Raw genomic sequence first — 13,602 nt, 5'->3', positions numbered from 1 at the left:
TGCGCGCTGCCCGGTGATCAGTAAAACGATTCTGTTCAAACGTACCATCACTTATGCCCACCGCCCTTGCCCGGCGTCTGCACGGGCACACTGCGCAAATCGTTCAGGAAGGTATCGCGCCACACGCCGAGATCATTCTTGCGCAGCGCCGCCATATTGATCTCGTGACGCCGCTGGCGTGCATCGAGCGGCATTTGCAGCGCGCGCTGCAAGGCCTCGCACATGCCGATTGCATCGTGCGGATTGACCAGCAGCGCGCCGGTCAACTCCGCCGCCGCACCGGCGAAAATCGACAGCACCAGCACCCCTGGATCGTCCGGATTCTGCGCGGCGACATATTCCTTCGCGACCAGATTCATGCCGTCATGCAACGGCGTGACAAAGCCGATCTGCGACTCACGAAACAGCGACATCAGTTTCCAGCGGTCGTACTGCTGATTCAGATAGCGGATTGGCGTGTAATCGAGGCCCGAATACCGGCCGTTGATGCGCCCTGCTTCGTATTCGAGATCCTGGCGGATCTTCTGATAGGTGGCGACGTCCGAACGGGTCGGCGGCGCGATCTGCACCAGGGTGACGTTGCCGCGCCATTCGGGCGAGCGTTCCAGCAGTTGCTCGAAGGCGCGAAAACGTTCAACGAGTCCCTTCGAATAATCGAGCCGGTCGACGCTCATGATCAGCTTGCGGCCCTCCAGACTCTGCTTCAGGTCGAGCACGTGCTGGCGGCTTTCGTAGCGCTGCGCCTGTTCGGCGATTTCATCGGGGAACACGCCGATCCGATAGACGCCCGTGCGCAGCTTGCGGCCGAAGGCTTCGACCTGATTGCCTCCGCTGACGGTGCCGCGCGCGTGGCGCGTCACGTAGTCGTGGAAAGCGAGTTCATCGGTGGCGGTCTGGAAACCCAGCAGGTCGTAGCACGAGAGCGATTTCACCAGCTCTTCGTGGGGCGGAATGTTGAGCAGAATCTGCGGCGCAGGAAACGGAATGTGCAGGAAGAAACCAATGCGGTTCGTGATGCCCTCGGAGCGCAGCGCTTCGGCGAACGGGATCAGATGGTAGTCATGAATCCAGATCACATCGTCGGGTTCCAGCAGCTTGATCAGCTTGTGCGCAAGCCATGCGTTGACGCGGCGGTAGCCGGCATACTCGTCGCGCTCGTAGCGTGCAAGGTCGTTGCGGTAGTGGAACACGGGCCACAGCGTCGCGTTCGAGAAACCGCGGTAATACTGGTCGTAATCCTTGCGCGTGAGCCCGACGGTCGCGAAGGTCACCGCGCCGTCCTGCTCCAGCGTCGGACCGGCGTTAGCGACGGTCTCGCTCACCACGTCGCCGCTCCAGCCGAACCACACCCCGCCCGCGTCCTTCAGCGCGCCGAACACGCCGACCGCGAGGCCGCCCGCCGACCCTTTGGTTTCTGTTGGCGTTGCGACACGATTCGACACGACGATCAGTCGGCCCATGTTGTTAGTCCTCCTTGGTTCGCACGGCGCGGCGTTCACGCTTCAGGAGCGTGTGACGCCTCGAGCGCTGCAACGCTTCGATGACGTCAAGCGGCTGAAAAGCACGCGATACCGTGCCAGGTTCGTGAGTCAGATGGACGGTTCGACCGTCTGGGTGTCCGATCAGTTGCACTCATCTGCGCTGCATGCGGCGCTACACCTTTTCCTTCACCTGCTGCAACGGATCGCCCGTCTGATGACGACCGGCGCGGCTTGCCACGGGATCGGCCTCGGTATGCGCGGCGGTGCTGCCGGCGGGCGTCTGCGTGCTGCGCGGCACCCAGTCGGGCGGTTCGTCCTTGCCAGTTTCGAGTTCGGCCGACACGTCGGCGCGCGCCCGCGGCAAATACTGCGGATAGTGTTTCTGGACGAAGCCGAGCAGCCCCTCGCGCACGCGGCAACGCAGGTCCCAGTTCAGACCGGAATCGAGTGAGCTGACCAGCGCGCGCAACTGCATCGCGCGCTCGGTGCCGTCGGTGACCTGCAGCACCTGAACGCGGCGGTCCCATTCGGGCGCGGCTTCGACGATGCGCGCGAGCTCTTCGCGCAACGGCGCAAGCGGCATCCGGTAATCGACGTATAGAAACACCGTGCCGATGATCTGCGAACTGCTGCGCGTCCAGTTGGCGAACGGGTTTTCGATGAACCATTGCAGTGGCACGATCAGCCTGCGCTGGTCCCACAAGCGCACCGAGACATACGTGCCGGTGATTTCCTCGATACGCCCCCACTCGCCCTGAATCACGACGACATCGTCGAGCCGGATCGGCTGCGAGAGCGCGATCTGCAAACCGGCGATCAGATTGCCGAGCACCGGCCGCGCGGCAATACCGGCGACCAGACCCGCCACGCCCGCCGACGCCAGCAGGCTCGCGCCGATCTGCCGTACGTTCGGGAACGTCATCAGCGCGCCACCCACGCCGACGATCACGATCACCAGCATCACCGAGCGCGCCAGCACGCGCGCCTGAGTATGGATGCGGCGCGCCTGCAGATTGTCGGCGGTATCGAGCGGATGCGCCTGGATGATCGCCTCGCCGATCGCCGCCGCCGAACGCACCGAGAGCCAGGTGATTGCGCCGATCAGCGCAATCGCGGCGGCGTCGCGCAGCGGCGTGATGAAGGTGAGCGTGTCAGGCGCTTCCCACCACACCGCCTCCAGCATCAGGATCACGAGAACGAAGAGCGACGGCTTGTCGATATAGCGCAGCACGACGCTGGTGAGCGGATACGGCCGCGCGATCCGCGTGACGATGCGTGCGCCGACTCGATGGATGCCCAGGGCCAGCACCGTCGCGATGACCGAGACGATCAACGCGCCGAGCCACGTATGCAGCGGGGCTTCGGCGATACGGCTGAGGTCGTCGGGAGTTGGCATGGAGGGCGTGTTCCTCTTGGTTCGAAGGTGAACGGGATCGCCAGCCCGAAACGCGACGGTGGCATTGCATGGGGCGGGCGCTATGCGCGCAGGGCCATCGGCCGAACAGGCGGTGAAGTGCCGAGGGAGCGGGCATGAGCGCGAATGCCACGCCCCGCTGATGACGCTGACGAGCGCTGAAACAGCGGCGCGCCGGCCAGGGTTCAATGCTTCCGGCGCGGCATGCCTGTAGACATCTTAGGCGTTCGTCCGCCCGGACCAGGAAAAGGTGCTCAAGCCGGCGGCATTCTGAATGCGGCCGGGTTTGAGCCGAAATCATCTACGCGATCAGCTACCGCTCTTGCAAGGAAATGCCTTGCCGAGCCCGAGGGAGATCGCCGTGCTGGCGTTATAGCCCGCGACGATCGGATTCTCGGCGATGTATTTGCGTACTGCGTCGGTGAGTTGCGCCGAGCGCGCGTCCGGCGGCAGGCAGTAGTACTGGCCGACGCGCGGCCCCGTGGTGCCGCCGATCGCGTCGATCGTATTGAAGATGCCGTCGGCAGCCCCCTCGATATACGCGGCACACGCACTACGCGATGCCACATCGGTTTTCGTGCACAGCTTGTTGAGGTCGCCTCCCGTAAACGCGGCTGCCGATAGCGGTACGGCAAGCGCGCTGGCGAAAATCAAAGCCCGCAGCATGGTGTTCCTTTCCAGGGTCGTTTATCAGGCGGTCTTGCGCCGCATCGAACCGGCGCGCCTCGCAACGCGCCAAGTCGTCATTCTGCACTGTTTTGCGAAGCGGCAGGCATGCCAACAGGTGCTATCTTCAGGCAAATTTTTTGTCCAGGGAACCGGCGGCCGGTGTCCGTGCAGTTGGCGCCCCGGCGACCGATCCTCCGGCTTTTCTTGCAGCTCACTTCTGTTGCATCTGCTGCAGGCGCGCGGTGAGGCCTTCGACCACGTCCGGTTCCTTGTAGGTCTTCGCGAAATCGAGCGCGGTCAGGCCGATCTGGTTCTTCACCGTGAGGTCCGCGCCGTTATCGAGCAGGAGCTTCACCGTCGACACATGACCGCCGCGCGCGGCCATCATCAGCGGCGTGGTGCCGTTCGGCGAGCCGGCGTCGACGTAGGCCGAATGGTCGAGCAGTACCTTGACGATATCGTCGTGCCCGTTCGCAGCCGCGTAGTGCAGCGGCGCCCAGCCCTTCTTGTTGACTTCCGCGTCCTTCGCGATCAGCAGGTTGACGAAGTCGAGGTCGCCGCCCAGCGCGGCCATCATCATCGCGTTCTCGCCGGCCTTGTCCTGGATCTCGATGTTGGTCTTCGGATTGGCAAGCAGCGCGGCGCCCACCTTGTCCGACTTCTCGCGCGCGGCGATCACCAGCAGCGGGATCCCCTGGTTGTCGACGCTGTTCGGGTCCATGCCTTTGGCGAGCAGCTTGTTGACGCCGTCGACGTCGTCGAACTTCACCGACTTGATGAGCGAGTCGATCGGCGCGGCCTGAACGGGCGCCGCGACCAGCGAGCTCAGCGCGGCGCAGGCGAGCGTGGCGGCCAGCGCGAGGCGCGACGCGCTGCGGCGCGCCGAACCGAGGGCAGTTTGCGCTGCTGAAGTCTCTTGAATCACTGCCGTCAAAGTCGAATAATTTGTCATGTTTTACTTTAGGAAACTTCCCTATCCATTTGATATTTATTGGCTTTATCGATCACATACCAGCCGGCGCAGGAATCTTGAAGAGCCGGAAGAAGTTTTGTGTCGTCGCGGCGGCCAGCACCGTATCCGGCATCTCGCGCTGCTGCGCGATGAAGCGTCCGACATAACTTACGTACGCAGGTTCATTAGGCTTGCCGCGATACGGCACGGGCGCGAGGTACGGCGAGTCGGTTTCGATCAAGAGACGCTCGAGCGGCACGCGGCGCGCGACGTCCTGCACGTCGGTCGCACTCTTGAACGTGACGATGCCCGACAGCGAAATGTAAAAATTCTGTGCCAACGCCTGCTCGGCAACCGCCCACGGCTCGGTGAAGCAATGCATCACGCCGCCCGGCTCGCTCGCGCGCTCCTCGGCCATGATGCGCAGCGTGTCTTCCGCCGACGACCGGGTGTGGATGATCAGCGGTTTCTTCGTGGCGTGCGCCGCGCGGATATGGGTGCGAAAGCGCTCGCGCTGCCATTCCATATCGGCGATGGTGCGGCCTTCCAGACGGTAGTAGTCGAGGCCGGTCTCGCCGATCGCGACCACCTTCGGATGTTCGGCCAGCTCAATCAGTTCGGCGAGACTCGGCTCGCGCATGTCCTCGTGATCCGGATGCACCCCAACCGACGCATACACGTTCTCGTACTGGTTGGCGATCTCCAGCACGGACGGTAGCGTCTCCAGGTCGACCGATACGCACAGCGCATGCGTGACCGAATGGCTGCGCATGTTCTCGAGTACCTGCGGCAGGCGGTCGGCGAGTCCTTCGAAGTTGATATGGCAGTGCGAATCGACAAACATGATGATGTCCTGCTAAGTAGCTGGGTGTGAATCAGGCTGTAAATCGTGGCCGCGAATCGGGCTGTAAATCAGGCCGCGGCCGGGTCGAGCCGCTTGCCGAGAATCACCAGATCGCGCTCCACGCCGTCCAGCACCGCAACGCGCGGCAGCGACCCCCACGTGTCGAAACCGAAGCCGCGGAACAGACGCAGACTCGCGTCATTGTGGCCAAAGATAAAGCCCAGCACGGTGTCGATGCCGAGCGTCGGCGCCATTTCCAGCGAGGCTGCCAGCAGTTGCTTGCCGAGACCCTTGCCCCGCGCGCTTTCGTCCAGATAGATGCTGACTTCGGCGGTGCGTTGATAGGCCGGGCGGCCGTAGAAATCCGAGAAGCTCAACCACGCGATCACGCGGCCGGACTGCTGCGGATCTTCCACCACCCACAGCGGACGCTTGTGCGGCCCATGCGCATGAAACCACGCCAGACGGCTTTCGACGCTCACCGGCTCAAGATCGGCGGTGACTTGCCGCGACGGCACGGTCGAGTTGTAGATGGCAACGATCGCGGGCAGATCGTCGAGCGTGGCGTCGCGGTAGGAAAGACTCATGGTGCTTTGACGTGAGATGGAAGACGAATCAGCGGACGGATGCATGGTTCAGCGCGGCGGGTTAAGGCACGCCAGCCTTGCACACACCGTCGGCCATCAAAGTTGATTTACGCGAACAGCTCGCGGTAGCCGATAAACAATTCTTCGAACACCAGCCGCGCGTTCAGCGGATGGTTCTCGACAGCGCGCTGGCGCGTCACAGTGCGCATGAAGCGCGCGAACGCGCTGGCATCGGCTTGCGACGCACAGCGCGACAATGCCGTGGACGCCTGCGGAAAATAACGCGGCGCGCCGGCTGTGCGCTGCGCCAGCAAATCGTACAACCAGCGCTGCAGCCAGCCGAGCACGAGCGGTACCGGCAGCTTCTGCAGCGCCTCGCCGCAGGCGAAGGCGTCGCAATCGGCGCCGGCGGCCAACTGTTTCAGGGTCCAGTCGCGCAACGTGCGGTTCTCGTCACTCGCGAGAGCGAGGGCCGTGAGCGGCGCGCCACCGGCTTCGGCCAGCAGCGCGGGCGCTTCGGCGACGCCTTGCGCGGCGAGCCACTTCGTGGCGACTTCCGGCGCGGGCATCGTCATCGGCCATTGGCGGCAGCGGCTGATGATGGTGGGCAGCAGGCGGTCGACGCGCGCCGACACCATCAAAAACACTACGCCCGCCGGTGGTTCTTCGAGCGTTTTCAGGAGCGCGTTGGCCGCGGCGATGTTCAGCCCCTCGGCGGGATACAGCACGACCACGCGCGCCCCGCCGCGGTGCGACCCGACGCCGACGAAATCGAGCAAGCCACGAATCTGCTCGATCTTGATCTCCTTGCTGGGCGCGCGCGTCTTCTTGCCTTCGTCGCCGTCGGCCTTCTCGGCTTTCTCGTCCGCAGTGCTGGCGAGTCCGGCTTCGGCGGCCAGCGCTTCGGGCACGATGATCCGATAGTCAGGATGATTTCCCTGCGTGAACCAGTTGCAGGCGACGCAGGTGCCGCATGGCTCGCCGTTGGCCTGCTGGGCCTCGCACAAAAGCCCTTGTGCGAGGTGCTGCGCGAAGCGCAGCTTGCCGATCCCCGCCAGGCCATGCAGCAGCAAGGCATGCGGCCAGTGCCCACGCAACTGCTGCAGGCGATTCCAGTCATCGGCTTGCCACGGATAAATCATCGCTTCTCTTTTAAATCAATCGGTTGACGACATTTTATGAGACATAACACGAACTTCGTCAGCCATCATAACTGAGGATTATATTCTTTTAAAATCAAAGAACTGTGATCAACTCTTCAAGCTGCTTCTGAATTCGCGCAATGGTCTGCGAAGAGTCAATGATAGCGAACCGGTACGGTGCTTCTTCCGCGCGGCGCAGATATTCGGCACGGGTGCGGTTGAAAAATGCCTCCGACTCGCTCTCGAACCGATCCGGATCGCGCGCGGCACTGCGCCGTTCGCTGGCCACCTCTGGCGTCAGGTCGAACAGCACCGTCAGGTCCGGCTGAAAACCACCCTGCACCCAGCGCTCCAGCGTCTCCAGCTTGTCGCGCGGCAGGCCGCGGCCGCCGCCCTGGTAGGCGAAGGTCGCGTCCGTGAAGCGGTCGGACAGCACCCAGTCGCCACGCGCAAGCGCCGGCTCGATCACCTCGGCCAGATGCTGGCGGCGCAGCGCGAACATCAGCAATGCCTCGGTTTCGAGGTCCATCTTCTGATGCAGCACGATTTCGCGGATCTGTTCGCCAAGCGGCGTGCCGCCCGGCTCGCGCGTCATCACGACCGAGCGGCCGGTGCTTGCGACTTTCTCTTCGAGGCGTTCGCGAAACCAGCCCAGATGGGTGGTCTTGCCGGCACCGTCGATGCCCTCAAACGTTATGAATTTGCCCCGCGCCATCATTGCCCTCGAATATATTTGTCCACGGCCTTGTTGTGATCGCCGAGGGTGTCAGAAAAGATACTGCTGCCGTCGCCGCGCGAAACGAAATACAGCGCGGTGGATTGCGCCGGGTTCATCGCCGCCTGCAGCGATGCGACACCGGGCAGCGAGATGGGCGTTGGCGGAAGCCCCATCCGGGTGTAGGTATTGTAGGGAGTGTCGGTCTGCAGGTCTTTCTTCCTGATGCGGCCGGCGTAGCTGTCGCCCATGCCGTAGATCACGGTCGGGTCGGTTTGCAGCGGCATGCCCACGCGCAGACGGTTCGCGAACACGGCCGCCACCATCGGCCGATCCGATTTCTTGCCGGTTTCCTTTTCGATGATCGACGCCATCGTCAACGCATCATACGGAGTCTTGTACGGCAGGTTCGGCGCGCGCGCGATCCACGCTTCGTCCAGACGCAGCCGCATCAGCCGATACGCGCGGCGATAGATGTCCAGATCGCTGGTGTTCTTGTCGAACAGATAGGTGTCCGGGAAAAACAGCCCCTCGCCGTTGCCGATCGACGCTTCCGGCGCGTTGATCGCGTTCATCAGATCGGTGTCGCTCATGCCGGCCGTATCGTGCTTGAGCGCCGGATTGGCGTCCAGCTCGGCGCGCATGCGCTTGAAGGTCCACCCTTCGATGATGGTCGCCACGTATTCGTTGACGTCGCCGCGGGCGATTTTTTGCAGCACTTCGTACGGCGTGATGCCCGTCTTGAACTCGTAGTTGCCCGATTTCAGATCGCTTTGCAGACCAAGCAGCCGCGTCATGATGACAAACAGCTCAGGCTCGACCGGCACGCCGCCGCGGTTGAGCTGCAGCGTGACGCTGCGCAAGCTGCTGTGCGGCTTGACGGTGACATCGAGTTGCGCGGGGGTCAAATCGAGTGGGCTGGTGGCCCAGTGATATCCGCCTGCGATTGCGGCTGCGGCCAGCACAATGACGATTGAGCCGGCGACGAAACATTTCTTCAGAAGGGACATGCGAAACGTGGCTGGGTTGGACCTCATATAATACTTGTTTGCCTTAGCTAAAGTCAGAATTGACTGTTCCCGGAATCCATGAACACACCGCTCGCTACCGCTTCAGGCACGCCTTCAGTTGCGCCCGCAGCTGCTCACACGGGTACCGCCGCCACGGCACAGGCATCCGCACCCGTCGGACTTCCTGTCTTGCCGCGCCCCGCTGCTGACGAATTCGAGGCTGTCATCGGTCAAGGCGCCTACATGCCGCTGACGCAGTTCGGCGTGATCGACGCGACCGGTGACGAAGCGGCCAGCTTCCTGCACGGCCAGTTGACCAACGATACCCAGCATCTCGACGCCGCCAATGCGCGCCTTGCGGGCTATTGCTCGGCCAAGGGCCGACTGCTGGCGTCGTTCCTGACGTGGCGCACTGGCGAAACGATCCGTCTGCTGGTGTCGAAGGACGTGCAGGCCGCCGTGCAGAAACGGCTGTCCATGTTCGTTCTGCGCGCCAAGGCCAAGCTGGTTGACGCGAGCGGCGAACTGGCCGTCGTGGGCCTCGCGGGCGACGTGCGCAAAGCGCTTTCCAGCGTGTTCGATGCGTTGCCCGACGGCGTGCATGTCCAGGTGGACGGCACGGCGGGGTCACTGATTCGCGTTCCGGACGCGCTCGGCCGGCTGCGCTATCTGTGGGTCGGCCCGAAGGCCGCGGTCGAGGCCCGCCTGCCCTTGCTTGACGAAAAGCTCAAGCGCGTATCGCCGGCGGTATGGGATTGGCTCGACATTCGCGCGGGCGAGCCGCGCATCACGCAACCGGTGGTCGAGCAGTTCGTGCCGCAGATGGTCAACTTCGACGTGCTCGGCGCGGTCAATTTCCGCAAAGGCTGCTATCCGGGTCAGGAAGTGGTGGCGCGCAGCCAGTATCGCGGCACGATCAAGCGGCGCACCTCGCTCGCGAACGTAGCGGGCGAACTGGAGACGGTCAAGGCCGGCGCCGAACTGTTCCACTCGGCCGATCCGGGCCAGCCGTGCGGCATGGTGGTGAACGCGGCATCGGCGCCGGAGGGTGGCATCGATGTGCTGGTGGAGATCAAGCTGGCGGCGCTCGAAGGCGGCACGGTGCATCTGGGCGCGGCGGAGGGTCCGGTGCTGACGTTCCTGGCGTTGCCGTACGGGTTGCCGACTGAGGTTTAAACACGCCGCGGCTTCACAAAGGCATCATCTTAAGCTTAGAAATTGATATACTTTCACTCACGTATATCAATCGCTAAGAGGGTGTCATGGTGGTCTCCAAGTGGGGTAATAGTCTTGCGATTCGGCTACCTGCTGCGGTGGTCGACGCGCTCGAATTGCACGAAGGCGACGATATTGAGGTGGTAGTCGCTAGCGCTCGCATTTTCGAGTTGAAGAAGAAACCTGGCCGCGAAGAGTTCCTCGCGCGTCTGCGCGATTTCCGCGGCAAGCTGCCTGCCGACTTCACATTCGATCGGAACGATGCGAATGAGTGAAGTGAAGGCATTTATCGACAGCAACGTATTGCTTTACCTGCTATCGGCGGATGCTGCAAAAGCCGACCGGGCTGAAGCGACGATCCGCGCCGGAGGGCGTATCAGCGTACAGGTGCTCAACGAGGTAGCGAACGTAGCGCGGCGCAAGCTTGGTATGTCCTGGCCGGATATCAACGAGGTGCTCACTCTCATCCGCTCGCTATGCCCTACGGACCCTTTGACGGTTGAAATCCATGAGCGCGGCAGGCTGGTTGCCGAACGTTACGGCCTGAGCGTATACGATGCGATGATCGTGGCCGCGGCGCTGGTTGCCGGATGCGAGACGCTCTACTCCGAAGATATGCAGGACGGCCTGGTGATCGAGCGGCAGGTAAAGATCCGCAATCCATTCGCGGTCCAGTCGGTGCCGGCACTCTAACTAGCTCCCGGGAGACTCCACCCGATGTGCCTGATTGTCTTCGACTGGCGACCCGATGCGGTCGACGGACCGCTCTTCACGCTCGCCGCGAATCGCGACGAATTCTTCCGCCGCACCGCCGAGCCGATCAGCTGGTGGCATGACGCGCCGACCGTGTTGGCCGGGCGCGATCTGATGGGCGGCGGTACGTGGCTCGGCATGTCGCGCGATGGCCGCTTCGCCGCGCTGACCAATTACCGCGCGCCGCATGAGATGCGTGCCGACGCGCCGACCCGCGGCACGCTTGTCAGCGACTGGCTCAGTGGCTCGGACAACGGCCAGCACGAAACGCCGCTCGACTATCTGCAACACGTCGCGCAAACCGGCGACATCTACAACGGCTTCAATCTGCTCGTCGGCGACTGGACGCGCCGCGAACTCGGCTGGTACTGCAACCGGTCGAACACCGCCCCCACGCTGCTCGAGTCCGGCACGCACGGCATCTCGAACGCGGTGCTCGATACCGCCTGGCCGAAGCTGGCTAAAAAGCGCGCGGAACTGGGCGCCATGCTCGCGCGCGATGCGATGCCGCCGCTCGAACGGTTGATCGATCTGATGCGTGATCCTCGCCTTGCGCGCAACGACGAATTGCCTTCCACCGGCATCCCGCTCGAACGCGAACGGGCGCTCTCGGCGGCTTTTATCGAAACGCCGGAATACGGTACGCGCGGCACGACCGCGGTGCGCGTGGTCGCGCATGGTGAGGTGATCAGCGTAGCGGCCGCCGAACGCAGCGACGACAACGGCTCGCACCGGATCGTGCGACCCGGCGACTTCGAGCGCAGCTTCGCGTTCAACGTCGAGCGCGAGATCGCCTGAGGCGCGGTTGACGACCGCCTGGCCGCTTTACACAGGGCGAGACTACTCCACACCGAACGCCGCTCGCAAAGCCGCGGCGGCATCCGCATGTGCCTGCGCAACGTCGGGCACGAAGCCACCCATCTTGAAGAACTCGTGAATCATGCCGGGATAGCGTTTCAGCGTGACCGGATTGCCCACTGCGCGCAGTTTCTCCGCATACGCATCGCCTTCGTCGCTTAGAGGATCGTATTCGGCGGTCGCGATCCATGCCGGTGCAAGGCCGCTGAAATCCGGCGCACCACGCGTGCCGTCTAGCGGCGCAAAGCGCCAGTCGTCGCGATCGTTCTTGTCGCGCACGTATTGCTCGAAGAACCATTGAATCGTCTCGCCTGACAGCAGGAAGCCGTCGGCGAGGCGCGAGTGCGAATCGGTTTGCTGATAGCCCGTGGCGCCCGGATAGATCAGCAATTGCAGCGCGAGCTTGATGCCCGCGTCGCGCGCCAGGACCGCGCACACCGTCGCCAGCGTGCCACCCGCGCTATCGCCGCCCACGGCCAGCCGCTCCGCATCGATGCCGTATTCCGCGGCATGGGCGTGCAGCCAGGTCAACGCATCGAATGCGTCTTCGACGGCGGTGGGGAATTTGTACTCGGGCGCAAGCCGGTAATCGACCGACTGCACCGTGCACTTGCCATCGCGCGCGAACATCCGGCACAACGCGTCGTGCGTATCGACACTGCCGACCGTGAAGCCGCCGCCGTGGTAGTACACCAGCGCCGGCGAAGGCTCGGCCCAACTCGGCTCGACAGGTTGATAAAGACGCGCGCGAATCGTCGCGCCGTCGCGTGTCGGCACGCGCAGGTCTTCGATGGCGAACATGGGCGCACTCGCGATCTCCAGAATCGGCGCGCTTTTCTCGTAGGACGCGCGCGCCTGCTGCGGAGTCAACTCGTGAAGTTGCGGGCGCTTCGCGCGCGCGATCATGTCGAGCACCTGCTCGATTTTCGGGTTCAGCGGCATTGGGCGTCGGGTGGCGCGTGGGCGGCGGAGGTTAGTGAGGAAAAAAATGGGTAAACAGCGCCTAGCTCGCGTTCTTCACTTCGGGCTTCAACGACATCGGATCAGTCGGGTTGCGCAACTGCTCGATGTCCTCGTGACGCAGCTTCACCGTCGCCATGATGCCCGGATGCGTGACGATGTAGAAACGGCGTGCTGCGATCGCTTCAAACGTGATGTCGGCGACGTCGGCCGCCGTCAGCTTGCCCGATTGCACCGCGCGTTGCAGTTGCTTGCCGGCGGCGATCTGCGAGCGGGTCGGCCCGCTGTCGTTGCGCAATTCCGCGGGCCGCGCGCGTTCAGCGTCGGCGATGCCGGTCGGCACGAAGGCCGGACACAACAATGAACAGCCGACTGTGCCGCCCTCCGCATGCCCGGCTTGCGCCAACTGCAGATCGTGATAAAGCGTCTCCGTCAACGACACGACGGCATGCTTCGAGGCGTTGTAGATGCCCATCGCGGGCGGCGACAACAAGCCCGCCACCGACGCCGTGTTGACGATATGCGCGGGTTCGTTCTGCCGCAGCATGACCGGCGTGAAGGCGCGCACACCGTGCGCGACGCCCATCACGTTGACGTTGAACACCCACGCCCAGTCATTCGCCGAGCTTTCCCAGAGGAAGCCGCCCGAGCCTACGCCCGCGTTGTTAAAGAGGAGATGGACTTTGCCGAAGGCGTCGAGCGCCGCTTGCGCGAGCGCTTCGACCTGGGCGGCGTCGGACACGTCCGTCGGCACGCCGATTGCCTCGGCGCCGCCGACGCGCAATGCGTCGACGGTTTGCGAGAGCGCCTCGGGATTCACATCGGCCAGCACGAGCTTCATGCCGAGCGATGCGCCCTTCTCCGCGAACGCCCGGCCAAAACCGCTTGCCGCTCCGGTGATCACCGCCACCTTGCCTTCGAATTCGAACATCCTTCCTCTCCTGGGTTTAACAGTCGGGCATTATCGGCTGGGAACCGTCAACCGATACGTTTATCGGCCGG

Annotated in this window: 15 protein-coding genes; 4 read left to right on the top strand and 11 right to left on the bottom strand. The window is 63.5% G+C overall.

What is annotated here, in order from left to right; translation table 11 throughout:
• Nucleotides 1-47: 47 nt before the first annotated feature.
• The 9 genes from otsA to mltG form a co-directional block, all read right to left on the bottom strand.
• Nucleotides 48-1,460 carry an alpha,alpha-trehalose-phosphate synthase (UDP-forming) gene (gene otsA / locus PQQ86_RS08860; RefSeq protein WP_408265803.1) on the bottom strand — a complete coding sequence of 471 codons (1,413 nt, stop codon included), beginning with the start codon at nt 1,458-1,460 and terminating at the stop codon, nt 48-50.
• 193 nt (nt 1,461-1,653) lie between these two features.
• A complete protein-coding gene (locus PQQ86_RS08855; protein WP_408265802.1) occupies nt 1,654-2,877 on the bottom strand; it encodes a mechanosensitive ion channel family protein in 1,224 nt (407 codons plus the stop codon).
• A 327-nt stretch (nt 2,878-3,204) separates the two neighbouring features.
• The gene (locus PQQ86_RS08850) at nt 3,205-3,561 is read right to left on the bottom strand and encodes a Rap1a/Tai family immunity protein (RefSeq protein ID WP_054042704.1); all 357 of its coding nucleotides are present in this window, start codon (nt 3,559-3,561) and stop codon (nt 3,205-3,207) included.
• Between the two features lie 214 nt (nt 3,562-3,775).
• Entirely contained in the window at nt 3,776-4,516 is a 741-nt protein-coding gene (locus tag PQQ86_RS08845) for an ankyrin repeat domain-containing protein (protein WP_408265801.1), read from the bottom strand.
• A 52-nt stretch (nt 4,517-4,568) separates the two neighbouring features.
• The gene (locus PQQ86_RS08840) at nt 4,569-5,360 is read right to left on the bottom strand and encodes a TatD family hydrolase (RefSeq protein WP_408265800.1); all 792 of its coding nucleotides are present in this window, start codon (nt 5,358-5,360) and stop codon (nt 4,569-4,571) included.
• Nucleotides 5,361-5,428: 68 nt separating this feature from the next.
• Entirely contained in the window at nt 5,429-5,947 is a 519-nt protein-coding gene (locus PQQ86_RS08835; protein ID WP_408265799.1) for a GNAT family N-acetyltransferase, read from the bottom strand.
• A gap of 107 nt (nt 5,948-6,054) precedes the next feature.
• Nucleotides 6,055-7,089 (bottom strand): DNA polymerase III subunit delta', encoded by a 1,035-nt coding sequence (locus tag PQQ86_RS08830; protein WP_408265798.1) that lies wholly within the window; start codon nt 7,087-7,089, stop codon nt 6,055-6,057.
• Between the two features lie 94 nt (nt 7,090-7,183).
• Nucleotides 7,184-7,804 (bottom strand): dTMP kinase, encoded by a 621-nt coding sequence (gene tmk, locus PQQ86_RS08825; RefSeq protein ID WP_175052543.1) that lies wholly within the window; start codon nt 7,802-7,804, stop codon nt 7,184-7,186.
• A complete protein-coding gene (gene mltG, locus PQQ86_RS08820) occupies nt 7,804-8,814 on the bottom strand; it encodes an endolytic transglycosylase MltG (protein WP_408265797.1) in 1,011 nt (336 codons plus the stop codon). The genes tmk and mltG overlap by 1 nt, the downstream gene beginning before the upstream one ends.
• A gap of 78 nt (nt 8,815-8,892) precedes the next feature.
• On the opposite strand from mltG, the gene ygfZ reads away from it, so the two are divergent.
• From ygfZ to PQQ86_RS08800, 4 genes are all read left to right on the top strand, one after another.
• Complete coding sequence (gene ygfZ, locus PQQ86_RS08815; RefSeq protein ID WP_408265796.1) at nt 8,893-9,990, top strand: CAF17-like 4Fe-4S cluster assembly/insertion protein YgfZ; 1,098 nt, start codon at nt 8,893-8,895, stop codon at nt 9,988-9,990.
• Nucleotides 9,991-10,076: 86 nt separating this feature from the next.
• Nucleotides 10,077-10,304 (top strand): AbrB/MazE/SpoVT family DNA-binding domain-containing protein, encoded by a 228-nt coding sequence (locus PQQ86_RS08810; RefSeq protein ID WP_408265795.1) that lies wholly within the window; start codon nt 10,077-10,079, stop codon nt 10,302-10,304.
• A complete protein-coding gene (locus PQQ86_RS08805; RefSeq protein ID WP_408265794.1) occupies nt 10,297-10,722 on the top strand; it encodes a PIN domain-containing protein in 426 nt (141 codons plus the stop codon). Before PQQ86_RS08810 ends, PQQ86_RS08805 begins: the two co-directional genes overlap by 8 nt.
• A gap of 24 nt (nt 10,723-10,746) precedes the next feature.
• Nucleotides 10,747-11,580, top strand: a complete 834-nt coding sequence (locus tag PQQ86_RS08800; RefSeq protein WP_408265793.1) for an NRDE family protein — start codon at nt 10,747-10,749, stop codon at nt 11,578-11,580.
• Nucleotides 11,581-11,622: 42 nt separating this feature from the next.
• Here PQQ86_RS08800 and PQQ86_RS08795 read toward each other — a convergent pair whose 3' ends face one another.
• Both PQQ86_RS08795 and PQQ86_RS08790 read right to left on the bottom strand, forming a co-directional pair.
• Nucleotides 11,623-12,582: an alpha/beta hydrolase gene (locus tag PQQ86_RS08795; RefSeq protein WP_408265792.1), complete on the bottom strand. Its 960-nt coding sequence runs from the start codon at nt 12,580-12,582 to the stop codon at nt 11,623-11,625.
• A gap of 61 nt (nt 12,583-12,643) precedes the next feature.
• Nucleotides 12,644-13,531, bottom strand: a complete 888-nt coding sequence (locus tag PQQ86_RS08790) for an SDR family oxidoreductase (RefSeq protein WP_408265791.1) — start codon at nt 13,529-13,531, stop codon at nt 12,644-12,646.
• Between the last annotated feature and the right edge of the window lie 71 nt (nt 13,532-13,602).

Source organism: Paraburkholderia sediminicola, from assembly GCF_046026675.1.
GTDB lineage: Bacteria > Pseudomonadota > Gammaproteobacteria > Burkholderiales > Burkholderiaceae > Paraburkholderia > Paraburkholderia sediminicola_F.
The sequence above is the reverse complement of the archived record's forward strand: the minus strand, read 5'-3'. Positions and strand labels throughout refer to the sequence as shown.